Origin of the sequence: Buttiauxella sp., assembly GCF_049686335.1 — a bacterium.
Lineage (GTDB): Bacteria > Pseudomonadota > Gammaproteobacteria > Enterobacterales > Enterobacteriaceae > Buttiauxella.
This window is the reverse complement of the sequence record NZ_JBAVHX010000033.1, coordinates 1-22,607: the sequence shown is the minus strand read 5'-3', so window position 1 is coordinate 22,607 and position 22,607 is coordinate 1. Positions and strand designations below refer to the sequence as shown.

The following is a 22,607-nucleotide window of genomic DNA, read 5'->3' as shown; positions in this document are numbered from 1 at the left end:
AGTGTCTCAGGACACATACGGGATGGTAAGGAGTTAATTGTGAAAAAGTGGTTATTTGCCGCAGGTCTTGGCATCGCTATGGCTGCATCAGCCAGTGTTCAGGCAGCAGACAGCATTGCTGTAGTTAACATGGGTAATCTGTTCCAACAGACTGCACAAAGCACCGGTGTGTCCAAAACTTTGGAAAACGAGTTTAAAGGCCGCGCGAGCGAATTGCAGAACATGGAAAGCGATCTGCAATCCAAAATGCAAAAGCTGCAACGTGATGGTTCTACCATGAAAGCTGCTGACCGTAGCAAAATGGAAAAAGACCTGATGGCTCAGCGCCAACAGTTCCAGACCAAAGCTCAGGCTTTTGAACAAGACCGTAACCGTCGTTCTAACGAAGAACGTGGCAAACTGGTTACTCGTATCCAGAGCGCAGTGAAGAAAGTTGCTGACGACAAAGGTTACGATGTCGTGCTGGATACTAACACCGTTGCTTATGCAGGCAGCAGTGTAAAAGATATCACTGCAGATGTTCTGAAACAGGTTAAATAAGTAATGTCTTCAATTCGACTGGCTGATTTAGCCCAGCAGTTGGATGCAGAATTGCACGGTGATGGCGAACTCGTCATCACCGGCGTTGCATCTATGCAAACGGCCCAGGCTGGCCAAATTACGTTCATGGTTAACCCACGTTATCGTGAGCAATTGGCTGTTTGCCAGGCTTCCGCCGTCGTTATGACTGAAGCCGATCTTCCTTTCGCACATAGCGCAGCGCTGGTAGTGAAGAACCCCTACCTGACTTATGCTCGCATGGCGCAAATTCTTGATTCAACGCCGCAACCTGCTCAAAACATCGCACCAAGCGCGGTGGTTGATGCAACGGCGACGTTGGGTAATAACGTTGCTATTGGCGCTAATGCCGTTATCGAATCTGGCGTAGTGCTGGGCGATAACGTCGTGATAGGCGCAGGCTGCTTCGTCGGTAAAAACACCCAGCTTGGTGCTGGCACTCGCCTGTGGGCGAATGTGTCGATTTACCACGAAATCCAGATTGGTGAACAGTGCCTGGTTCAGTCCGGCACAGTCATTGGATCTGATGGTTTTGGCTATGCTAACGATCGTGGAAACTGGGTGAAGATCCCTCAGCTTGGCCGGGTGATCATTGGCGATCGCGTTGAAATTGGTGCATGTACAACAATTGACCGTGGTGCACTGGACGACACGATTATTGGCAATGGTGTTATCATTGATAATCAATGCCAGATTGCACATAACGTTGTGATTGGCGACAATACTGCAGTTGCTGGCGGTGTGATCATGGCAGGTAGCCTGAAAATTGGCCGTTACTGCATGATTGGCGGTGCCAGTGTTATCAATGGTCATATGGAAATCTGCGATAAAGTCACCGTGACTGGTATGGGCATGGTTATGCGCCCTATCACAGAACCAGGGGTTTATTCCTCGGGTATTCCATTACAGCCGAACAAAGTGTGGCGTAAAACAGCCGCGTTGGTGATGAATATCGACGAGATCAGCAAGCGCTTGAAATCCGTTGAGAAAAAAATCAATCAACAAGACTAAAAGTCACCCGCCCAAGACGCGTTAGTGCTTACTGATTTGCGGCCTGCTAGCTATCCTTAGATAGTCGCAGGCCGTGTTATTATTGTCATTTGGTACATTTAGACAGGAAGAGTATCTTGACTACCGACACTCATACTCTGCACATCGAAGAGATTTTAGAACTTCTGCCGCACCGTTACCCGTTCTTGCTGGTAGACCGCGTGCTGGATTTTGAAGAAGGACGTTTTTTACGTGCAGTAAAAAATGTCTCAGTAAACGAGCCGTTTTTCCAGGGCCACTTCCCTGGTAAACCGATTTTCCCAGGTGTTTTGATTCTTGAAGCGATGGCGCAAGCCACCGGAATTCTTGCGTTTAAAAGCGTAGGCAAACTGGAACCTGGTGAGCTTTATTACTTTGCTGGTATCGATGAAGCACGCTTCAAGCGCCCAGTTGTGCCGGGTGACCAGATGGTCATGGAAGTGACTTTCGAGAAAACCCGCCGTGGTCTGACGCGCTTCAAAGGCGTGGCTACTGTTGACGGTAAAATTGTCTGCGAAGCAACTATGATGTGTGCCCGCAGCCGGGAGAGTTAATACGTGATTGATAAATCCGCCTTTATTCATCCATCATCCATTGTGGAAGACGGTGCCATCATTGGTGCTAACGTCCATATTGGTCCGTTTTGTATTGTGGGTCCGCATGTTGAGATCGGTGAAGGTACCGTTCTGAAGTCTCATGTTGTGGTAAATGGTCATACGACTATTGGCCGCGATAACGAGATTTATCAGTTCGCCTCCATTGGTGAAGTTAACCAGGATCTAAAATATGCTGGTGAGCCGACTCGTGTGGAAATTGGTGATCGCAACCGCATTCGCGAAAGCGTCACTATCCATCGTGGAACAGAACAGGGCGGTGGCTTGACGAAGGTGGGCAGTGATAACTTACTGATGATTAACGCCCACGTGGCGCATGATTGCACGGTTGGTAATCGCTGTATCCTCGCCAATAACGCAACACTCGCTGGCCACGTTTCTGTTGATGATTTCGCGATCATCGGCGGCATGACCGCAGTGCACCAGTTCTGCATTATTGGTGCGCACGTGATGGTTGGTGGCTGCTCCGGCGTAGCACAGGATGTTCCGCCGTATGTTATTGCGCAGGGCAACCACGCGACGCCATTTGGCGTCAACATCGAAGGCCTCAAACGCCGTGGCTTTAGTCGAGAAGCAATCCACGCGGTTCGTAACGCGTATAAAATTCTCTACCGCAGCGGGAAAACCTTCGAAGAAGCTAAGCCTGAAATTGCTCAAATCGCTGAGCAACATCCAGAAGTGAACGCATTCGTTGAATTCTTTGCTCGTTCAACTCGTGGTCTGATTCGCTAAATGAAGCCTGGTCGTCCGCTTACGATTGCCTTGGTCGCCGGAGAAACTTCCGGCGATATTCTTGGTGCAGGTCTGATTCGTTCTCTAAAAGCTCGTATTCCTGATGCTCGCTTCGTGGGTGTCGCAGGGCCATTGATGCAGGCCGAAGGCTGTGAAGCCTGGTATGAGATGGAAGAGCTGGCAGTCATGGGCATTGTTGAAGTGCTTGGACGGCTGCGTCGCCTACTTCATATCCGTGCTGACCTGACGCGCCGCTTCACTGAATTGCAGCCAGACGTTTTTGTCGGTATTGATGCGCCGGACTTTAATATCACCCTGGAAGGCAATCTCAAAAAGCAGGGTATTCGCACCATTCATTACGTCAGCCCCTCTGTTTGGGCGTGGCGCCAAAAACGTGTTTTCAAAATCGGCAGAGCAACTGATTTAGTGCTCGCATTTCTGCCTTTCGAAAAAGCGTTTTACGATAAATTTAATGTTCCGTGCCGCTTTATCGGTCATACCATGGCTGATGCCATGCCACTTGATCCCGATAAAAATGCCGCGCGTACGACGTTAGGTATTTCCCCTGATGCGAAATGCCTGGCGTTGCTGCCCGGTAGTCGTGGCGCAGAAGTGGAAATGCTCAGTGCCGATTTCCTCAAAACCGCGCTTTTGCTACGCGGGAGTTTCCCCGATCTGGAAATTGTCGTTCCGCTGGTTAATGCCAAACGTCGAGAACAGTTTGAGCGCATCAAAGCCGAAGTGGCACCTGACCTGACTATGCACTTGCTCAATGGACAAGGGCGTGAAGCGATGGTGGCCAGCGATGCCGCGTTACTCGCATCAGGCACGGCGGCGCTCGAATGCATGCTGGCAAAATGCCCGATGGTTGTGGGTTATCGTATGAAGCCATTTACCTTCTGGCTGGCAAAGCGTCTGGTAAAAACCGATTATGTTTCACTGCCGAATTTGCTGGCTGGGCGTGAACTCGTCAAAGAATTATTGCAGGAAGAGTGTGAGCCACATGCACTTGCGCAGGTACTGGCTCCGTTGCTTGAAGACGGCGCTCAGAGCCACCAAATGCACGACACCTTCCGCGAACTGCATCAGCAGATTCGTTGTAATGCCGATGAACAGGCGGCAGATGCTGTGCTGGAGCTCGCACAATGATTGAATTTATTTATCCACATACGCATCTGGTTGCGGGTGTTGATGAAGTGGGGCGCGGCCCGCTAGTTGGCGCTGTTGTCACTGCTGCAGTGATCCTTGATCCTCTCAATCCGATTGTCGGGCTGGCGGATTCAAAAAAATTATCTGAAAAACGCCGTCTGGCTCTGTTTGACGAAATTACAGAAAAAGCGCTGGCCTGGAGTCTTGGCCGTGCTGAGCCGGAAGAGATTGATCAATTAAACATATTACATGCCACCATGTTAGCGATGCAGCGTGCTGTTGCGGGCCTTAAGATCGTGCCTGAATATGTGCTGATTGATGGCAATCGCTGTCCGGCACTGCCTATGCCTTCTCTGGCGGTCGTTAAAGGCGACAGCCGGGTTGAAGAAATTAGCGCGGCATCAATAATTGCCAAAGTGACGCGCGATCGTGAAATGACTGAGCTTGATCTCTGTTTTCCGCAATACGGTTTTGCCCAGCACAAGGGCTACCCTACCGCTTTTCATCTGGAAAAGTTGGCAGAGCATGGTGCGACTGAACATCATCGTCGTAGTTTTGCTCCGGTCAAACGCGCTCTCGGACTGGCGTCCTGATTTGCGGACGTACGTTACACATCTAAACGGAATGAGAAATGGCTGAACCACGTTTCGTACACCTTCGGGTGCACAGCGACTACTCCATGGTTGATGGCCTGGCAAAAACCGCTCCGCTGGTGAAGAAAGCCGCAGCGATGGGGATGCCAGCAATCGCAATCACCGATTTTACGAACCTTTGCGGGTTGGTGAAATTCTATGGTGCTGCCCATGGCGTTGGGCTCAAGCCGATCATCGGGGCTGATTTTAACGTTGCCAATGAATTGCTGGGTGATGAACTCAGCCACTTAACCGTTCTGGCTATGAGTAATGTCGGTTACCAGAACCTTACGCTACTGATTTCTAAAGCCTACCAGCGTGGTTATGGTGCAGCTGGCCCGATTGTTGACCGAACCTGGCTTGCGGAACTCAACGAAGGGTTGATCCTGCTCTCGGGCGGGCGCATGGGGGATATTGGCAAAAACTTGTTGCGTGGGAATACGGCACAGCTTGATCAATGCCTGGAATTCTACCAGCAGTATTTTGCCGATCGCTTCTATCTGGAACTGATTCGTACCGGTCGTCCCGACGAAGAGAGCTATTTGCACGCCGCTGTAGCCCTTGCGGATGAGCGCGGTTTGCCGGTCGTGGCGACCAACGATGTCAGGTTTATTGAAACCACAGACTTTGACGCCCACGAAATCCGCGTTGCGATTCACGATGGCTTTACGCTTGATGATCCGAAACGCCCACGCAACTACTCTTCGCAGCAATATTTGCGCACTGAAGATGAGATGTGCGAGCTGTTTTCCGATATTCCTGAAGCGCTGGAAAACAGTGTAGAAATCGCCAAGCGTTGTAATGTCACGGTACGTCTCGGCGAGTATTTCCTGCCCCAATTCCCAACCGGTGAAATGTCGACGGAAGATTTCCTGGTCATGAAATCCAGGGAAGGGCTGGAAGATCGCCTTGAGTTCTTATTCAAAGATCCTGAAGAGCGTGCAGCAAAAAGAGCGCCATATGACGAACGTCTGGAAATCGAACTTAAAGTTATCAACCAGATGGGATTCCCTGGCTACTTCCTGATCGTTATGGAATTTATCCAGTGGTCCAAAGATAACGGTGTGCCGGTAGGGCCAGGCCGTGGTTCTGGTGCGGGCTCACTAGTTGCTTACGCGCTGAAAATCACCGACCTCGATCCTCTGGAGTTCGATCTGCTGTTCGAACGCTTTCTTAACCCGGAACGTGTTTCGATGCCTGACTTCGACATCGACTTCTGTATGGAAAAACGCGATCGGGTAATCGATCACGTGGCAGAAATGTACGGGCGCGAAGCGGTTTCACAGATCATTACTTTCGGTACGATGGCAGCCAAAGCGGTTATCCGCGATGTGGGTCGTGTACTGGGACATCCTTACGGTTTCGTCGATCGTATTTCCAAGCTCATCCCACCAGATCCGGGGATGACACTTGCAAAAGCCTTCGAGGCTGAGCCGCAGCTTCCTGAAATCTACGAGGCTGACGAAGAAGTTAAAGCGCTGATCGACATGGCGCGTAAACTTGAAGGCGTGACACGTAACGCCGGTAAACACGCCGGTGGTGTAGTTATCGCACCGACCAAAATTACCGATTTTGCCCCACTGTATTGCGACGATCAGGGGCAAAACCCGGTCACCCAGTTTGATAAAAACGACGTGGAATATGCAGGCCTGGTGAAGTTTGACTTCCTCGGTCTACGTACGCTGACCATCATCGACTGGGCGTTGAAGATGATCAATCCACGCCGGGCGAAGCAGGGCTTAGAGCCGATAGATATCGCCGCTATCCCGCTCGAGGACAAGAAAAGCTTCGACATGCTGCAGCGTTCGGAAACCACAGCGGTGTTCCAGCTTGAATCCCGTGGCATGAAAGATCTGATTAAGCGTCTGCAGCCGGACTGCTTCGAAGATATGATCGCACTAGTGGCACTTTTCCGTCCCGGCCCGCTGCAATCAGGCATGGTAGATAACTTTATTGACCGTAAGCACGGGCGTGAGGCTATCTCTTATCCTGATATTCAATGGCAACATGAAAGCCTTAAACCTGTGCTGGAGCCGACCTACGGCATCATCCTGTACCAGGAACAGGTTATGCAGATTGCGCAGGTGCTGGCGGGTTACTCGCTGGGTGGCGCGGATATGTTGCGTCGTGCGATGGGTAAAAAGAACCCCGTCGAAATGGCGAAGCAACGTGGCGGTTTTGAAGATGGTGCGAAGTCGCGTGGCGTTGATGGCGAGCTGGCCATTAAAATCTTTGACCTGGTAGAGAAATTTGCCGGTTATGGATTTAACAAATCTCACTCCGCAGCTTACGCGCTGGTTTCATATCAGACGCTGTGGTTAAAAGCGCACTACCCGGCAGAATTTATGGCCGCAGTGATGACTGCGGATATGGATAACACCGAAAAAATTGTTGGCCTGGTAGATGAATGCTTGCGCATGGGCCTGAAAATACTACCACCGGATATTAACTCCGGTCTGTACCATTTCCACGTTAATGACGACGGTGAAATTGTATATGGTATTGGCGCGATTAAAGGCGTCGGCGAAGGCCCGATTGAAGCGATAATTGAGGCGCGAAACGAAGGCGGTTACTTCCGCGAATTATTCGACCTCTGTGCTCGTGCGGACGTTAAAAAACTCAATAAACGGATCCTTGAAAAATTAGTTATGTCCGGGGCGTTTGACCGCCTTGGGCCGCACCGGGCAGCCCTTATGAATGCGCTGCCCGATGCGCTGAAAGCTGCGGATCAGCACGCGAAAGCCGAAGCTATCGGTCAGGTGGATATGTTCGGTGTGCTGGCTGATGAGCCGGAACAGGTTGAACAATCCTACGCCAGCGTGATTCCGTGGCCTGAGCAAGTGGTACTGGACGGTGAACGTGAAACGTTGGGCTTGTATCTTACCGGCCACCCGATTACCCAGTATCTGAAAGAAATTGAGCGCTATGTCGGTGGCATGCGCCTGAAAGAGATGCACCCGACAGAACGTGGTAAAATGACCACGGCTGCGGGTCTGGTGATTGCTTCGCGGGTGATGGTTACCAAGCGCGGCAATCGCATTGGCATCTGTACTCTGGACGACCGCTCTGGTCGCCTGGAAGTGATGTTATTCACAGATGCGTTAGAAAAGTACCAGCATCTGCTGGAAAAAGACCGTATCCTGATCGTCAGCGGACAGGTCAGCTTTGATGACTTCAGCGGGGGACTTAAAATGACCGCTCGCGAAGTTATGGACATTGACGAGGCCCGCGAAAAGTATGCGCGTGGGCTTGCTATCTCGCTGACGGACAGGCAAATTGATGACCAGCTTTTGAACCGTCTCCGTCAGTCTCTGGAACCCCATCGTTCGGGGACCATTCCAGTACATCTCTACTATCAGAGAGCGGATGCACGAGCGCGTTTGCGTTTTGGCGCAGCATGGCGTGTATCCCCAAGCGATCGTTTGCTCAATGAGCTTCGCACGCTGATAGGCCCGGAGCAGGTGGAACTGGAGTTTGACTAATACAGGAATATTATGAGTCTGAATTTCCTCGATTTTGAACAGCCGATTGCAGAGCTGGAAGCGAAAATTGATTCCCTGACTGCAGTTAGCCGTCAGGACGAAAAGTTAGATATTAATCTCGACGAAGAAGTGCAGCGTCTGCGTGAAAAAAGCGTAGAACTCACACGTAAAATCTTCGCCGATTTAGGAGCATGGCAGATTGCTCAACTGGCGCGTCATCCGCAGCGCCCGTATACGCTTGATTATCTGCGTCTTGCTTTTGATGAATTTGATGAGCTGGCGGGTGACCGTGCGTATGCTGACGATAAAGCTATCGTTGGCGGGATTGCGCGTTTAGAGGGTCGTCCGGTGATGGTTATTGGCCATCAGAAAGGCCGTGAAACCAAAGAGAAGATTCGCCGTAACTTCGGTATGCCAGCACCAGAAGGCTATCGTAAAGCACTGCGTTTGATGGAAATGGCTGAGCGTTTCAAGATGCCAATCATTACCTTCATCGACACCCCAGGTGCATACCCTGGTGTAGGTGCGGAAGAACGTGGTCAATCAGAAGCTATCGCTCGTAATCTGCGCGAAATGTCTGGTCTGAAAGTGCCGGTCATCTGTACCGTCATTGGTGAAGGTGGTTCTGGTGGTGCGTTGGCGATTGGTGTGGGCGATAAAGTGAATATGCTGCAGTACAGCACCTATTCCGTTATCTCTCCGGAAGGCTGTGCTTCGATTCTGTGGAAAAGTGCTGACAAAGCACCTATTGCTGCAGAAGCGATGGGCATCATTGCTCCACGCCTGAAAGAGCTGAAGCTTATCGATTCTGTCATCCCTGAACCTCTGGGCGGCGCACACCGTAATGTGGAAGCGATGGCTGCTTCTCTGAAAGCGCAACTGCTGGCTGATCTGGCTGATTTGGACGTGCTGAATACCGAAGAGCTGCTGGCTCGTCGTTATCATCGACTGATGAGCTACGGCTACGCGTGATAGCGTAATCATGTGAAGAAGAAGGTCAGAAGCGATTCTGGCCTTTTTTATTGCCTGCGAATCACCCTGAATCGTGCACTTTAAGAAGCTTTACACCTCTGCACTTGTCCTCAATGCAATTTCAATAAACTATGCTTACCTGATGTATTTTTGCCAGGAGGTGAGTGTTGAATATTATTGCAATCATGGGGGCGCACGGCGTTTACTACAAAGACGAGCCCATCAAAGAGCTGCATCAAGCACTGGAAATACAAGGTTTCCGGCTGATATACCCCACCAACAGCACCGACTTAGTGAAACTCATCGAACATAATCCACGTATTTGTGGCGTCATTTTTGACTGGGACGAATACAGCATGGATTTATGCAGTGAGATTAATGCGCTGAATGAATACTTGCCGCTGTATGCGTTTATCAATACGCACTCTTCACTGGATGTCAGCGTCAACGAAATGCGTATGGCGCTGTGGTTTTTCGAATATGCACTTAGTGCCGCCGACGATATCGCCCTACGCATCCGTCAGTACACCAATGAATATCTGGATAACATCACGCCACCGTTGACCAAAGCGTTATTCAACTACGTTAACGAAGGGAAATATACCTTCTGCACGCCGGGCCACATGGCGGGTACGGCTTATCAGAAAAGCCCGGTAGGTTGCCTGTTTTACGATTTTTTTGGGGCGAACACGCTTAAGGCGGATGTTTCTATTTCAGTGACTGAACTAGGATCGTTACTCGATCACACCGGACCGCATCTGGAGGCAGAGGAGTACATCGCCCGTACTTTTGGCGCAGAACAAAGTTACATGGTGACCAACGGCACGTCGACGTCGAATAAAATTGTCGGCATGTACGCCGCCCCTTCTGGTAGCACGGTTCTTATTGACCGTAACTGCCATAAATCTTTGACTCATCTGTTAATGATGACCGACCTGGTGCCCATCTGGTTAAAGCCGACACGCAATGCCCTGGGCATTTTAGGTGGCATCCCGAAGCGGGAATTTATGCGTGAGAGCATCGAAGAAAAAGTCGCTGCTACCGAAAATGCCCAGTGGCCAGTGCATGCGGTTATCACCAACTCAACATACGACGGTTTGCTCTACAACACCGAGTTCATAAAGCAGACGCTGGATGTCCCTTCCATTCACTTCGACTCCGCCTGGGTGCCGTATACCAACTTCCATCCTATTTATCAGGGGAAGAGCGGTATGAGTGGCGATCGTGTGCCGGGGAAAGTGATCTACGAAACGCAGTCGACGCATAAATTGCTGGCAGCGTTGTCGCAAGCCTCCCTTATTCATATCAAAGGGGATTACGACGAAGAGACTTTTAATGAATCCTACATGATGCATACCACTACTTCACCTAGTTACCCGCTGGTGGCATCAATTGAAACCGCGGCGGCGATGTTGCGGGGCAATCCGGGCAAGCGGTTGATCAACCGTTCGGTCGAACGTGCACTCCATTTTCGTCGAGAGGTTCAACGCCTGCGTGAAGAATGTGAGGATTGGTTTTTTGATATCTGGCAGCCGGAACATATCGATGAAGCGGCTTGCTGGCCAATTTCACCAGGTGAAGAGGGCTGGCACGGTTTTAAAGATGCCGATGCCGACCACATGTACCTCGACCCGATTAAAGTCACGATTCTGACGCCGGGAATGGATGAATTGGGTTCGATGGCAGAGGAGGGGATCCCCGCTGCATTGGTGGCGAAGTTCCTCGATGAACGTGGCGTGGTTGTCGAAAAGACCGGGCCGTATAACCTACTGTTCCTGTTCAGTATTGGTATCGATAAAACCAAAGCATTAAGCTTGCTGCGCGGTTTGACAGAGTTTAAGCGCTCTTACGATCTCAATTTGCGTGTGAAAAACATGCTGCCAGACTTGTATGCAGAAGACCCTGATTTCTATCGCAACATGCGTATTCAGGATTTGGCCCAAGGGATCCATAAACTGATTAAACAGCATAATCTTTCGGACCTGATGCTACGGGCTTTTGATGTATTACCTGAGGTGAAAATGACGCCGCATAAGGCTTATCAGCAGCAGGTTAAAGGCAACGTTGAGACGGTGGAAATTGAGCAGCTGTTAAATCGCGTTTCCGCCAACATGATTCTGCCTTATCCGCCGGGTGTGCCAGTGGTGATGCCGGGAGAGATGATCACCCAGGAAAGCCGCGCAGTGCTCGATTTCTTATTGATGCTATGTTCGGTCGGAGAGCATTATCCAGGGTTCGAAACGGATATCCATGGGGCGAAACTGGGTGACGATGGCATCTATCGCGTACGAGTCCTAAAATCGGTTTAGTGTATTGATTTACCGGGGCATGATGGTTACCGTGCGGAAAAGACAAAGGAGCATTTATGCTGGGTTTAAAGCAAGTTCACCACATCGCTATCATTGCCTCGGACTATCCAATTAGTAAGCATTTTTACTGCGATATTCTGGGCTTCACGCTGCAAGCGGAAGCCTATCGCGAGGAGCGGGACTCCTGGAAAGGTGATTTAGCGCTGAATGGGCAATATGTCATTGAGCTGTTCTCATTTCCTTTCCCGCCTGCGCGGCCAAGCCGCCCGGAAGCCTGTGGGCTGCGCCATCTGGCATTTAGTGTGGATGATATCGACAGCGCCATTACTCATCTTGAGAAACATGGCGTGAAATGTGAACCGGTGCGTATCGATCCTTTCACGGATAAACGTTTTACTTTCTTTAGTGACCCGGATGGTCTGCCTCTGGAACTGTATCAGCAGTAACTCAACCGACAGTAACGCTTGCCTGATATGTCGTAGCCCAGTAACGTGCTGGGCAAATCCTTATTTAAACTACTGACTATGTCTCTTCGTCCTCTAATCACATTACTGCAGCCGCACCAACAATTGCTGGTGGCGTTTAGTGGCGGGCTTGACTCCACGGTTTTGCTGCATCAGTTGGTCACCTTGCGTGACACCGAAGCTTCAGATTTCAAAATTCGCGCAATGCATATTCATCATGGCTTAAGCCCTTTTGCCGATGAGTGGGCGGAGCATTGCCGGAAAGTCTGCGCGCAATGGAACGTATCATTTGAAGTAATGCGAGTGCAGCTTGTTGACGACGGACTGGGAATTGAAGCTCACGCCCGAGCCGCACGTTATCAGGCACTGGCGGATGCATTGCGACCTGAAGAGGTGTTGCTTACTGCACAGCATCTTGATGACCAGTGCGAAACCTTTTTGCTGGCCTTAAAGCGTGGGAGCGGCCCGGCGGGATTAGCCGCAATGCCTGAGCGACTGCCTTTTGGCGAGACTGAATTAATCCGTCCATTGCTTGGGCAAACGCGTAAACAGCTGGAAGCATGGGCGGTTGAACATCAGTTAACGTGGATAGAAGACGAAAGTAATCAGGACGATAGCTATGACCGTAATTTCCTGCGGCTGCGGGTGCTGCCTGAAATTCAACAGCGCTGGCCCCATTTCCCGCAAAGCGTTGCTCGTAGCTCTGAGCTGTGTGGCGAACAAGAGCAGCTTCTGGATGAATTGCTGGCTGAACAACTGGATAAACTCATTCAGTCTGACGGCTCGTTATTAATAGCGCCTATGCAGCCGCTGAGCGATATACGCCGTGCCGCGCTGCTACGCCGGTGGTTTGCCCGACAGAAGGCGGTGATGCCCTCCAGAGCCGCACTCGTGCGCGTCTGGGGTGAAGTGGCTACCAGTCGTGAGGATGCCAATCCGCGTCTGAAGTTTGGCAACTATGAAGTGCGCCGTTTTCAGGGGGCATTGTATTGGCTGCCAGTAAGCAACGGCCTGGGTGATAAAGCAATTTGCTGGGCCGCACCATTCGAACCTTTGACCCTGCCGGATGGTTTGGGAACCCTTCAGCGTGTGGCAACGGGCCAGCAAGTCCGCGCCCCTCTGGATAACGAACCGGTGACGGTGCGTTTTAAAGCATCAGGGCTGTTCCACATTGTTGGGCGTGAACGTGGGCGAAGTCTGAAAAAAATTTGGCAAGAGTTGGGGATACCGCCCTGGCTACGAGAAAGAACTCCGCTGTTATTTTACGGCGAACAATTGATAGCCGCGCTGGGTGTGTTTGTGACTCATGATGGAAAAGCGACGGAACAATCATGCTGGTGTGTCGACTGGCAAAAGGGAAAAAAACAATGAAGAGAATGATTATTTTGGCGGGTGTGCTGTTGTGTGCCCAACCGGTACTGGCAAAAGGTGATGCCGCAGCGGGTGAGCAGAAAGCAATGATGTGCGTGGCGTGCCATGGTGCGACAGGGAAGGTCTCAGTCCCTATGTACCCTAATCTTGCCGGGCAAAATCAGGCGTATCTTGAGCATTCCCTGCAAGCGTATAAAAAAGGCGAGCGCAGCGGCGGACAAGCCGAGGTGATGAAAGCTTACGTGAGTGGTTTGTCAGATGAAGATATTAGCAATCTGGCGGCTTACTACGCTTCAATGAAACCGTAGTAAAAAAAACGGGCAGCCTCAGGCTGCCCGCGCATGCGGATACTTTGCGTATCAGGACTCGCTAACTACGACAGTCCCAATTTCAGGATGGCTGAAACTGGTTATTTTATCGAGGCGAACTTCGCGAGTGGCACCGGCATCATCGACAATCAAATATTCGATGTTCTTACGAGATACCAGGTCACTGGCTTTCGCCTTGAAAACTTCTCCGCTCTTTAACTCCAGCGTCAATAATAAGTGATGCTGGCAGGCGAGCTCGAGATTGTCATAATCATCACAATTGATGGGTTGATAGGCATCATTCATTGACATAATCGCTCACCAGTAAGTTCGCGGCAGCATACGCCGCCTGTTCCCTAATAGATTCTGGTTGTGCTTCGTTTGAAGCCACTTCGTTCAGCACCTTCAAGACGCAACCCAGTGCATCCGGAATGTAACCCAAATCTCCGCTGGCTATTTCCGCATAGCGCTTTCGTACTAATTCACAATACTTTTCCACACGCCCTCCTTTCAGAGTCCCGACCTCAGACTTAATCGTGGAATGCAAGTTAAGCCTACGAAGATAACCTCTGTTTAGCAAGGTGACTATACCACAGTGATGAAACCGATATCAGCAGCGTAACTCTCTACATCAGTGAATACATAACAGCGTTTTAGCGAGGTTTTCGTTACAATGACTGCCTAATTAGTGTGGAGAAGTGTGATGGCGTTAAAAGCGACAATCTATAAAGCGATGGTGAATGTTGCCGATCTCGATCGAAATCAGTTCCTGGATAGCAACCTGACGCTTGCGCGCCATCCCTCGGAAACTCAAGAACGCATGATGTTGCGTTTGCTGGCGTGGATTAAATATGCCAACGAGCGTCTGCAATTTACGCGTGGTTTAAGTGCGGAAGACGAGCCGGAAATCTGGCAGCGCAACGATCATATGGGTATCGATCTGTGGATTGAACTTGGCCTGCCTGAAGAAAAACGCCTGAAAAAAGCATGCAGCCAGTCTGCCGAAGTGGCTTTGTTTACTTATAACAGTCGTGCAGCTGAAATCTGGTGGCAGCAGCATCAAAACAAACTTAAGCAATATCCGAACCTGTCTATCTGGTATCTGGATGATGAGCAGTTGGCGAAGTTATGTGAGTTCGGCACTCGCTCAATGAACCTCCAGGCCACCATCCAGGATGGCGCGATCTGGCTGTCTGATGCTGAGAATAATCTCGAAATTCACTTCACGGCCTGGCAGCGTCATTGATGATTGAAGTCTCCCGGACGGTAGCAATACCGGACAATGAAGTCACAATCACGGCTATTCGCGCACAAGGCGCGGGTGGCCAACATGTGAATAAAACCTCAACAGCTATTCATTTGCGTTTTGACATTCGTGCCTCCAGCCTGCCAGAGTACTATAAAGAACGCTTGTTAGCGGCTAGCCATCACCTGATTACACCGGATGGTGTAGTAGTGATAAAGGCGCAGGAATATCGTAGTCAGGAGATGAATCGTGAAGCGGCGGTGGCGAGGCTCATTTCATTGATTCAGGAATTAACCGTTGAGCAGAAAAACCGTCGGGCGACTCGGCCAACGCGCGCCTCAAAAGAGCGCCGTCTGGCATCGAAATCACAAAAATCTACGACCAAGTCGCTACGAGGTAAAGTCCGTCGTCCTGAATGACGAACGGCAAAGAAATTGACCAGCAGAAGGAAGAGATGGTGAAAAAGATTCTATTATCAGCTGTTGCCGCGTGCAGTTTGTTCGCACTTTTTGGCTGTAATAACCGGGCCGATGTTCACACATTGCAATCGCCGCAAGTTGCCCAACTGCAACCCATGGAACAAAGCTATCGTGGCGTTATACCGTGCGCAGATTGTTCCGGAATTGAAACCTCGCTGTTTTTGGAAAAAGATGGCACCTGGGTGATGAACCAACGTTATCAGGGCGCGAAAGAGCCGGCAGTTTTTGCGTCTTATGGTCGCTGGGCTCGTACGGCGGATAAGTTAGTTTTAACTGAGTCAGACGGCGAAAAGCTCTATTTCCACCCGAAAGGTAGTAACCTGGAAATGTTGGACCGGACAGGTAATCCCATAGAGTCACAGTTCAATTACACTCTGCAGCCGATCAAAGAAGCGTTACCTGCGACGCCAATGACCATGAAAGGCATGTACAAATACATGGCTGATGCGGCGATTTTCCAGGATTGCGCGACAGGGAAAACCTTTGCCGTTGCCAGCAATGCAGAACTTGAGCGTGGATATGCGGCAGCGCGAGGCGAAGATTTCCAGCCCGTACTGCTGGTGGTTGAAGCTCACTTTGCCTTGCAGGCCTCTCCCGATAGCGGAGAGTTGAGAAAAACAGTGGTTGCAGACCGGGCCGCTAAGTTCGAGCCGAAGAAAACATGCTACGACTAATCAAATGAATAAAAAAAGCCCCGCTGAGAAATTAGCGGGGCTTTTTACTGAACACAATTGTTGTTAGCGTTTAATCTGCGCCAGCAGGAAATCAATGATTTCGCTGGTTTTAATCATCTGCTTCTCGCCTTCACGACGGTTCTTGTATTCGACTTCTTCGCTATCAAGGTTACGATCGCCGATAACGACAGTGTGTGGAATACCAATCAGTTCCATATCAGCAAACATCACGCCTGGACGCTCTTTGCGGTCATCCATCAGTACGTCAATGCCTTTGGCACGCAGCGTTGAGTACAACTCTTCAGCCAGTTCTTTCACGCGGAAAGATTTATGCATGTTCATTGGGAGAATAGCTACCTGGAACGGTGCAATCGCATCTGGCCACAGAATGCCGCGGTCGTCATAGTTCTGTTCGATAGCTGCTGCTACCACGCGAGTCACACCGATACCGTAGCAACCCATAGTCAGAGTCTGATTACGGCCATCTTCACCCTGAACAGAGGCTTTCATGGCTTCAGAGTATTTAGTGCCGAGCTGGAAGATATGACCCACTTCGATGCCGCGTTTAATCAGCAAAGTGCCTTTGCCATCTGGGCTTGGATCGCCTTCAACGACGTTACGAATATCGGCAACTTCTGGCAGCGCAACATCACGTTCCCAGTTAATTCCCACGAAGTGTTTACCATCGATATTGGCACCGGCTGCGAAATCGCTCATCGCTGCAACAGTACGATCAATCACCACAGGGATAGGTAAGTTAATTGGGCCAAGTGAACCTGGACCTGCTTTAGCTACTGCACGAATTTCTTCTTCAGTAGCAAAAGTCAGTGGGCTGGCAACTTGCGGCAGTTTTTCTGCTTTAACTTCATTTAGCTCGTGATCGCCACGAACCAGCAGAGCGACCAGTGGATAAGCGCTACCTTCGGTCGCTTTAACCATCAGTGTCTTAACGGTTTTCTCAACTGGCAGGTTGAACTGCTCAACCAGCTCAGCGATGGTTTTTGCATTCGGCGTATCTATCTGCGTCATTTCAACAGTCGGTGCTGCACGACCACCTGCTGGAGCAACGGCTTCAGCAAATTCGATGTTAGCGGCGTAATCAGATTCGGTTGAGAAGATGACATCATCTTCGCCGCTTTGCGCCAGCACCTGGAATTCATGAGATGCGCTGCCGCCGATGGAGCCGGTATCAGCTTCTACTGCACGGAAATCGAGGCCCATACGGCTGAAGATATTGCTGTAGGCCTGATACATCGCATCGTAAGTTTCCTGCAAGGATTCCTGAGAAGAATGGAAAGAGTAAGCATCTTTCATCAGGAATTCACGGGAACGCATCACGCCGAAACGTGGGCGCACTTCGTCACGGAACTTAGTCTGGATCTGGAAAAAGTTCAGTGGTAGTTGTTTGTAAGAGCTCAGCTCGTTACGAATCAGGTCAGTGATCACTTCTTCATGAGTTGGACCCAATACAAATGGGCGATCGCCGCGATCAACAAAACGCAGTAACTCAGGGCCGTACTGTTCCCAACGGCCACTTTCTTGCCATAAGTCAGCAGGCTGAACCACAGGCATACACACCTCGATAGCACCGGCGTTATTCATCTCTTCACGCACGATGTTTTCGACTTTTTTCAGAACACGCAAACCAGTCGGCAACCAGATATATAAACCGGAAGCGAGTTTGCGGATCATCCCGGCACGCAGCATCAGTTGATGACTGATGACTTCGGCGTCGGCTGGGGTCTCCTTTAATGTGGAGAGCAGATATTGGCTAGTACGCATGTTGTTACGGTTCCATTTGAACGGCAGATAACTGGCTACCTAAGTAGCCTGATGCAAAATAAGTGTTTTAGTTTACCAGTGTGGCAGGGATGTCAAAAGAGAAGGGTGATAAATTAACGAGCTTCGAGAGCAAACACTTCTGAACCCTGTTCGGTTACACGCCAGCGAACGTTAAAATCCAACAATAAAACAGCATAGGTTTTACCAACATCCTCACTTTTACGATACGCAGGACGCGGGTCCTGAGCCAGTACTTGACTGATAAAACGTTCAATGTGGGGATAGCGTTTATCAAGCTGCAAAAGTTGTTGCTGAATTTCATCAGTAAAGTACACGGGCATATCGGCGGCGGGGGCGCTTTGCGCATAACCCGCACGAGCCTGGGGTACGGCTTCGGCAAACGGCAGGTAGGGTTTGATATCTACGATGGGTGTACCGTCGACCAAATCCAGGCTGCCAAGCTGCAAAATGACCTGATCTTTTTGGCAGCGAATACCTTTCAGCTCCACCAACGACATACCGATGGGATTCGGTCGGAAGGTCGAACGTGTCGCGAAAACCCCCATCCGCGCATTACCACCCAGACGAGGCGGACGTACTGTGGGCCGCCAGCCGCCTTCCATCGTCTGATGGAAAACAAATAGCAGCCATAAATGACTAAAACCTTCGAGACCACGAACCGCATCGGCCACGTTATACGGCGGCAGAAAATGCAACTCGCCACCGCCATCAGCCACTAAACCTGGTTGGCGGGGAACGGCAAACTTCTCTTTATAAGGGGAGTGAATTACGCCGATTTGCTCGAAACTAAACGCTGTCATTTTGCAGAAACATTCAATGCCGAACCGACACAAACGGCCTGACGGTAGCAACCTGGTGTGCCGCTGGTAACATCACAGCTATGCAATAACACCGCGTTGGCTTTCATTTTTGACGCGTTAACTTGCAGGCGTTTACGGGCCGTTGGGATATTAGGTGGAGAATCCTGATTGCTCACCTGGCACGATTCACCGCTGACTTCACCGAGATCGCGGAAAGGTTTACCCACTAACTCTTCCGCATTGGTATAAATTTTTACTGGGGCAGGGCGCACCGCTTTTGGTTTAGCAGGCTCCTGTTTCGGTGGTGTTGCGGTGCTTTGGATGGGCTCAACAGGGGATCTGCTTAGCATCGTACAGCCGCTCAGCATGACTGCTAATAAACAGATCGGTAAAGCACGCATAATTTTTCCTCAATGAATGATCAAACGCGATTATTGAATCAAGCTATTGCACAAATAACAAGACGGGCATTCGCCCGTCTTAGATTATTTACGCAAAAATAAAAGAATGGAGAGTTACCAGCCTTTTACTGCGCCACCGTTGAAGACTTTGTTTGCTGCTTCGTAAACTTCGTCAGACTGGTATGCCTGAACGAATTTTTTCACGTTTTCTGCGTCTTTGTTATCTTCGCGAGAAACGATCAGATTCACGTAAGGGGAGTCTTTATCTTCAACGAAGATACCGTCTTTCGCAGGAGTCAGGCCAATCTGGCTTGCGTAGGTGGTGTTAATAATCGCCAGAGCAATCTGAGCATCGTCCAGGGAACGTGGCAACTGTGGTGCTTCCAGTTCAACCAGTTTCAGATTTTTAGGGTTCTCAGTCACATCCAGAACGGTTGGCAGCAGACCAACGCCATCTTTCAGTTTGATCAGACCTTGTTTTTGCAGCAACAGCAGTGAACGGCCAAGGTTAGTTGGGTCGTTTGGCAGAGCGATCTGCGCGCCAGCTTGCAGTTCATCCACAGATTTGATTTTTTTGGAGTAACCCGCAATTGGGTAAACGAAAGTATTGCCTACACCAACCAGTTTGTAGCCACGGTCTTTGATCTGCTGGTCCAGGTATGGTTTATGCTGGAAGGCGTTAGCATCGATGTCGCCTTTGCTTAGCGCTTCGTTAGGCAGAACGTAATCGTTAAAGGTCACCAGCTCAACATCCAGGCCGTATTTCTCTTTAGCAACTTTCTGCGCAACTTCAGCAACCTGCTGCTCAGCACCAACAATGACGCCAACTTTAATATGGTTTGGATCTTTCTCGTCCTGGCCACAACCCACGAGTGCCAGAGAACCAATCAGAGCACCAACTGCCGCAAAGGTTTTAAATTTAAAAGACATATCCCTTCCTTACTATGTGTAAAAAACGATGTTGTGTTGAACGTATTATTTGTGAGTCACTGCCCGGACGATACGATCGCCAGAGAATTGAATTAAATACACTAATACTACCAATAACACTAATACCGTATTCATCACGGTAGCGTTATATCCGATATAACCATACTGATAGCCAATCTGGCCTAAGCCGCCAGCACCAACAGCACCACCCATCGCGGAATAACCGACGAGTGTAATCAGCGTAATCGTGGCAGCATTCACCAGACCTGGTAGTGCTTCTGGCAGCAGAACTTTGCGGATGATTTGCATTGGAGTCGCGCCCATTGCGCGTGATGCTTCAATCAGACCTGATGGAATTTCCAGCAGAGCATTTTCCACCATACGTGCGATAAACGGTGCGGCACCCACGGTTAAAGGAACGATTGCCGCTTGCAAACCAATTGACGTACCGACAATCGCGCGCGTAAATGGAATCATCCACACCAGTAATATAATGAATGGAATTGAGCGGAAGATATTCACTAATGCTGACAGGCTATTATAAAGCTTACCGTTCGCGCTGATTTGCCCCGGACGCGTAATATAAAGGAGAACGCCAACAGGCAAGCCGAGAACGAAGCCAAAGAAGCCTGACACAAAAGTCATCGCCAGCGTTTCATACACTCCTTTAAGGAGTAACCACATCATTGGCTCAGACATAACCCAGCACCTCTACTTTTACATGTTGCTGCTGCAGGTAAGCGATAGCAGCGTCCATATCCTGATGTTCTCCATGCAGTTCGCACAGCATGATCCCGAATTTAACTCCACCGGCGTAATCCATCTGTGCACTGATAATATTGCTATTCACGTTAAAACGGCGGGCGGTTTCGGAAAGTAACGGCGCATCAACCGATTGGCCGGTAAATTCCAGACGCAGCAACGGAACAGTTTCCCCGCTTTTCTGCGTGCTTAAGCGTTGAGCGTAGTCTTCGGGAATATCCAGATGCAAAGTAGATTGAATAAACTGCTGTGCAAGTGGCGTCTTAGGATGGGAGAACACTTCGCTTACGGTATCTTGTTCTATTAATACACCATCGCTGATGACCGCAACGCAGTCACAGATGCGCTTAACGACATCCATTTCATGGGTAATTAATAGAATAGTCAGACCCAGGCGACGGTTAATATCTTTCAACAGTTCCAGAATGGAACGGGTTGTTGCCGGATCAAGGGCGCTGGTGGCCTCATCGCACAACAAAACCTTAGGATTGCTTGCCAGCGCACGAGCAATCGCAACGCGCTGCTTTTGCCCGCCGGAAAGGTTGGCTGGGTAAGCATCGTGTTTTTCGCTCAGCCCGACCAAATCGAGTAATTCGGAAACGCGGCGCTTAATTTCTTCCCGTGGTGTGTTGTCCAGTTCTAACGGTAATGCGACGTTGCCAAAAACGGTACGGGAAGATAGCAGGTTAAAGTGCTGGAAAATCATGCCAATCTGACGGCGTGCCTTAGTCAGCTGACCTTCAGATAATGTCGTCAATTCCTGGCTATCGACCAGAACCGAGCCTTGTGTTGGGCGCTCAAGCAGGTTCACGCAGCGGATCAGCGTGCTTTTCCCTGCACCTGAAGCGCCAATCACGCCATAAATTTGCCCGGCAGGTACGTGCAAGCTAACGTCATTCAACGCCTGTATGCTGCGGTTACCTTGCTGGAACACTTTGGTGATATTTGAAAGTTTAATCATTAGGTTATTTATTATCGTATGAGTGTAAGCCGTGGCATATTCTGCTGCCGATAACGGGCGATGACCGTCATCGATATGGATGTTAAGGCATCCAGACGTCTAAATCAATCGACGAATGATTGTCTGTTCTCGCCCAAATAGTAATTCATGCGATACTACACCAAATCCCCAGTATCAGGAGTTTCCAAGTGGCACAGTCTGTTCCCGCTATTTTTCTCGATCGTGATGGCACCATTAATGTTGATCATGGTTATGTTCATGAAGTTGACCAGTTCGAGTTCATTGAAGGTGTGATTGACGCAATGCGTGAGTTAAAAGCAATGGGCTATGCGTTAGTTCTCGTCACCAACCAATCAGGTATCGCCCGCGGCATGTTTACTGAAGCTGATTTTGAAAATCTGACTGAGTGGATGGACTGGTCTTTAGCTGACCGTGGTGTTGACCTTGATGGTATCTATTATTGCCCACATCACCCCGAAGCAATAGTAGAAGAGTTTCGTCAAACCTGTGATTGCCGCAAACCACAACCGGGTATGTTGCTCTCGGCTCAAGAGTTTCTTCATATAGATATGGCTTCTTCTTATATGGTTGGCGACAAATTAGAAGACATGCAGGCGGCGAGAGCGGCACAAGTAGGGACAAAAGTACTGGTACGTAGCGGTAAACCTGTCACTGAACAAAGCGAAGCGGCGGCAGATTTTGTCATTACTAGCCTCGCAGAACTGCCAAAAGCGATAAAAGCGCGTCAAAAATAGACGTAATGTTCAAAAAGTGAGCGCTTGGTCATTATTTTGAAATTAGGGGTTGTCAGCTCCCAGAAAATCCCTATACTGCGCCTCCACTGACACGGCACAACGGCTTACAAACCGGCCCGTCAGTCAGACGAAAAGCGAAAATAAACGCTTGACTCTGAAAGAGGAAAGCGTAATAT

At 49.9% G+C, this 22,607-nt stretch carries 24 protein-coding genes; 16 read left to right on the top strand and 8 right to left on the bottom strand.

Features of this window, described 5'->3' with window-relative positions; all coding sequences use genetic code 11:
- The first annotated feature begins 39 nt into the window (after window positions 1-39).
- From skp to WBL83_RS18885, 12 genes are all read left to right on the top strand, one after another.
- Window positions 40-540 (top strand): molecular chaperone Skp, encoded by a 501-nt coding sequence (gene skp / locus WBL83_RS18940; RefSeq protein WP_424590579.1) that lies wholly within the window; start codon window positions 40-42, stop codon window positions 538-540.
- A 3-nt stretch (window positions 541-543) separates the two neighbouring features.
- On the top strand, window positions 544-1,569 hold the full coding sequence (gene lpxD, locus WBL83_RS18935; RefSeq protein WP_424590578.1) for a UDP-3-O-(3-hydroxymyristoyl)glucosamine N-acyltransferase: 1,026 nt from the start codon (window positions 544-546) through the stop codon (window positions 1,567-1,569).
- 116 nt (window positions 1,570-1,685) lie between these two features.
- Window positions 1,686-2,141, top strand: a complete 456-nt coding sequence (gene fabZ, locus WBL83_RS18930; protein WP_121264562.1) for a 3-hydroxyacyl-ACP dehydratase FabZ — start codon at window positions 1,686-1,688, stop codon at window positions 2,139-2,141.
- Between the two features lie 3 nt (window positions 2,142-2,144).
- The gene (lpxA, locus tag WBL83_RS18925) at window positions 2,145-2,933 is read left to right on the top strand and encodes an acyl-ACP--UDP-N-acetylglucosamine O-acyltransferase (protein WP_424590577.1); all 789 of its coding nucleotides are present in this window, start codon (window positions 2,145-2,147) and stop codon (window positions 2,931-2,933) included.
- On the top strand, window positions 2,934-4,082 hold the full coding sequence (gene lpxB / locus WBL83_RS18920) for a lipid-A-disaccharide synthase (protein WP_424590576.1): 1,149 nt from the start codon (window positions 2,934-2,936) through the stop codon (window positions 4,080-4,082).
- Window positions 4,079-4,675, top strand: a complete 597-nt coding sequence (gene rnhB, locus WBL83_RS18915) for a ribonuclease HII (RefSeq protein WP_424590575.1) — start codon at window positions 4,079-4,081, stop codon at window positions 4,673-4,675. Before lpxB ends, rnhB begins: the two co-directional genes overlap by 4 nt.
- 38 nt (window positions 4,676-4,713) lie before the next feature.
- Window positions 4,714-8,196 carry a DNA polymerase III subunit alpha gene (dnaE, locus tag WBL83_RS18910; RefSeq protein WP_424590574.1) on the top strand — a complete coding sequence of 1,161 codons (3,483 nt, stop codon included), beginning with the start codon at window positions 4,714-4,716 and terminating at the stop codon, window positions 8,194-8,196.
- A gap of 12 nt (window positions 8,197-8,208) precedes the next feature.
- Window positions 8,209-9,168, top strand: coding sequence for an acetyl-CoA carboxylase carboxyl transferase subunit alpha (gene accA, locus WBL83_RS18905; RefSeq protein WP_424590573.1), 960 nt, complete (start codon window positions 8,209-8,211; stop codon window positions 9,166-9,168).
- Between the two features lie 167 nt (window positions 9,169-9,335).
- The gene (locus WBL83_RS18900) at window positions 9,336-11,477 is read left to right on the top strand and encodes a lysine decarboxylase LdcC (RefSeq protein ID WP_424590749.1); all 2,142 of its coding nucleotides are present in this window, start codon (window positions 9,336-9,338) and stop codon (window positions 11,475-11,477) included.
- 56 nt (window positions 11,478-11,533) lie between these two features.
- Window positions 11,534-11,923 carry a VOC family protein gene (locus tag WBL83_RS18895; RefSeq protein WP_424590572.1) on the top strand — a complete coding sequence of 130 codons (390 nt, stop codon included), beginning with the start codon at window positions 11,534-11,536 and terminating at the stop codon, window positions 11,921-11,923.
- Between the two features lie 78 nt (window positions 11,924-12,001).
- Complete coding sequence (gene tilS / locus WBL83_RS18890) at window positions 12,002-13,312, top strand: tRNA lysidine(34) synthetase TilS (protein ID WP_424590571.1); 1,311 nt, start codon at window positions 12,002-12,004, stop codon at window positions 13,310-13,312.
- Window positions 13,309-13,620, top strand: a complete 312-nt coding sequence (locus WBL83_RS18885; RefSeq protein WP_424590570.1) for a c-type cytochrome — start codon at window positions 13,309-13,311, stop codon at window positions 13,618-13,620. The genes tilS and WBL83_RS18885 overlap by 4 nt, the downstream gene beginning before the upstream one ends.
- Before the next feature lie 51 nt (window positions 13,621-13,671).
- Here WBL83_RS18885 and rof read toward each other — a convergent pair whose 3' ends face one another.
- A complete protein-coding gene (rof, locus tag WBL83_RS18880) occupies window positions 13,672-13,932 on the bottom strand; it encodes a Rho-binding antiterminator (protein ID WP_121815684.1) in 261 nt (86 codons plus the stop codon).
- A complete protein-coding gene (locus tag WBL83_RS18875) occupies window positions 13,919-14,119 on the bottom strand; it encodes a YaeP family protein (RefSeq protein WP_064540227.1) in 201 nt (66 codons plus the stop codon). The genes rof and WBL83_RS18875 overlap by 14 nt, the downstream gene beginning before the upstream one ends.
- Before the next feature lie 204 nt (window positions 14,120-14,323).
- Here WBL83_RS18875 and WBL83_RS18870 point away from each other — a divergent pair, with 204 nt between their 5' ends.
- Genes WBL83_RS18870 through nlpE form a run of 3 tightly spaced genes read left to right on the top strand, consistent with a single transcriptional unit; the run spans window position 14,324 to window position 16,019 of the window.
- Window positions 14,324-14,866 carry a YaeQ family protein gene (locus WBL83_RS18870; protein WP_424590569.1) on the top strand — a complete coding sequence of 181 codons (543 nt, stop codon included), beginning with the start codon at window positions 14,324-14,326 and terminating at the stop codon, window positions 14,864-14,866.
- Complete coding sequence (arfB, locus tag WBL83_RS18865) at window positions 14,866-15,285, top strand: alternative ribosome rescue aminoacyl-tRNA hydrolase ArfB (RefSeq protein ID WP_424590568.1); 420 nt, start codon at window positions 14,866-14,868, stop codon at window positions 15,283-15,285. Before WBL83_RS18870 ends, arfB begins: the two co-directional genes overlap by 1 nt.
- A gap of 38 nt (window positions 15,286-15,323) precedes the next feature.
- Complete coding sequence (nlpE, locus tag WBL83_RS18860; protein ID WP_424590567.1) at window positions 15,324-16,019, top strand: envelope stress response activation lipoprotein NlpE; 696 nt, start codon at window positions 15,324-15,326, stop codon at window positions 16,017-16,019.
- 63 nt (window positions 16,020-16,082) lie between these two features.
- On the opposite strand, the gene proS is transcribed toward nlpE, so the two are convergent.
- From proS to metN, 6 genes are all read right to left on the bottom strand, one after another.
- The gene (gene proS, locus WBL83_RS18855) at window positions 16,083-17,801 is read right to left on the bottom strand and encodes a proline--tRNA ligase (protein WP_424590566.1); all 1,719 of its coding nucleotides are present in this window, start codon (window positions 17,799-17,801) and stop codon (window positions 16,083-16,085) included.
- Window positions 17,802-17,914: 113 nt separating this feature from the next.
- On the bottom strand, window positions 17,915-18,622 hold the full coding sequence (tsaA, locus tag WBL83_RS18850; protein WP_424590565.1) for a tRNA (N6-threonylcarbamoyladenosine(37)-N6)-methyltransferase TrmO: 708 nt from the start codon (window positions 18,620-18,622) through the stop codon (window positions 17,915-17,917).
- Window positions 18,619-19,023, bottom strand: coding sequence for an Rcs stress response system protein RcsF (gene rcsF / locus WBL83_RS18845; RefSeq protein WP_424590564.1), 405 nt, complete (start codon window positions 19,021-19,023; stop codon window positions 18,619-18,621). The genes tsaA and rcsF overlap by 4 nt, the downstream gene beginning before the upstream one ends.
- 114 nt (window positions 19,024-19,137) lie before the next feature.
- Window positions 19,138-19,953: a methionine ABC transporter substrate-binding lipoprotein MetQ gene (gene metQ / locus WBL83_RS18840; protein WP_064539737.1), complete on the bottom strand. Its 816-nt coding sequence runs from the start codon at window positions 19,951-19,953 to the stop codon at window positions 19,138-19,140.
- 45 nt (window positions 19,954-19,998) lie between these two features.
- Entirely contained in the window at window positions 19,999-20,652 is a 654-nt protein-coding gene (locus tag WBL83_RS18835; RefSeq protein ID WP_367595782.1) for a methionine ABC transporter permease MetI, read from the bottom strand.
- Window positions 20,645-21,676: a methionine ABC transporter ATP-binding protein MetN gene (metN, locus tag WBL83_RS18830; protein WP_424590563.1), complete on the bottom strand. Its 1,032-nt coding sequence runs from the start codon at window positions 21,674-21,676 to the stop codon at window positions 20,645-20,647. Before metN ends, WBL83_RS18835 begins: the two co-directional genes overlap by 8 nt.
- Before the next feature lie 188 nt (window positions 21,677-21,864).
- On the opposite strand from metN, the gene gmhB reads away from it, so the two are divergent.
- Complete coding sequence (gmhB, locus tag WBL83_RS18825; protein ID WP_424590562.1) at window positions 21,865-22,431, top strand: D-glycero-beta-D-manno-heptose 1,7-bisphosphate 7-phosphatase; 567 nt, start codon at window positions 21,865-21,867, stop codon at window positions 22,429-22,431.
- Window positions 22,432-22,607 lie beyond the last annotated feature (176 nt).

What these genes read in the sequence shown, in the direction of transcription:
- WBL83_RS18835 (WP_367595782.1), bottom strand. Translation starts at nt 20,652, where the DNA reads ATGTCTGAGCCAATGATGTGGTTACTCCTTAAAGGAGTGTATGAAACG.
- lpxD (WP_424590578.1), top strand. Translation starts at nt 544, where the DNA reads ATGTCTTCAATTCGACTGGCTGATTTAGCCCAGCAGTTGGATGCAGAA.
- arfB (WP_424590568.1), top strand. Translation starts at nt 14,866, where the DNA reads ATGATTGAAGTCTCCCGGACGGTAGCAATACCGGACAATGAAGTCACA.
- WBL83_RS18870 (WP_424590569.1), top strand. Translation starts at nt 14,324, where the DNA reads ATGGCGTTAAAAGCGACAATCTATAAAGCGATGGTGAATGTTGCCGAT.
- WBL83_RS18895 (WP_424590572.1), top strand. Translation starts at nt 11,534, where the DNA reads ATGCTGGGTTTAAAGCAAGTTCACCACATCGCTATCATTGCCTCGGAC.
- metQ (WP_064539737.1), bottom strand. Translation starts at nt 19,953, where the DNA reads ATGTCTTTTAAATTTAAAACCTTTGCGGCAGTTGGTGCTCTGATTGGT.
- rnhB (WP_424590575.1), top strand. Translation starts at nt 4,079, where the DNA reads ATGATTGAATTTATTTATCCACATACGCATCTGGTTGCGGGTGTTGAT.
- metN (WP_424590563.1), bottom strand. Translation starts at nt 21,676, where the DNA reads ATGATTAAACTTTCAAATATCACCAAAGTGTTCCAGCAAGGTAACCGC.
- rof (WP_121815684.1), bottom strand. Translation starts at nt 13,932, where the DNA reads ATGTCAATGAATGATGCCTATCAACCCATCAATTGTGATGATTATGAC.
- lpxB (WP_424590576.1), top strand. Translation starts at nt 2,934, where the DNA reads ATGAAGCCTGGTCGTCCGCTTACGATTGCCTTGGTCGCCGGAGAAACT.
- WBL83_RS18885 (WP_424590570.1), top strand. Translation starts at nt 13,309, where the DNA reads ATGAAGAGAATGATTATTTTGGCGGGTGTGCTGTTGTGTGCCCAACCG.
- accA (WP_424590573.1), top strand. Translation starts at nt 8,209, where the DNA reads ATGAGTCTGAATTTCCTCGATTTTGAACAGCCGATTGCAGAGCTGGAA.
- tsaA (WP_424590565.1), bottom strand. Translation starts at nt 18,622, where the DNA reads ATGACAGCGTTTAGTTTCGAGCAAATCGGCGTAATTCACTCCCCTTAT.
- rcsF (WP_424590564.1), bottom strand. Translation starts at nt 19,023, where the DNA reads ATGCGTGCTTTACCGATCTGTTTATTAGCAGTCATGCTGAGCGGCTGT.
- proS (WP_424590566.1), bottom strand. Translation starts at nt 17,801, where the DNA reads ATGCGTACTAGCCAATATCTGCTCTCCACATTAAAGGAGACCCCAGCC.
- tilS (WP_424590571.1), top strand. Translation starts at nt 12,002, where the DNA reads ATGTCTCTTCGTCCTCTAATCACATTACTGCAGCCGCACCAACAATTG.
- dnaE (WP_424590574.1), top strand. Translation starts at nt 4,714, where the DNA reads ATGGCTGAACCACGTTTCGTACACCTTCGGGTGCACAGCGACTACTCC.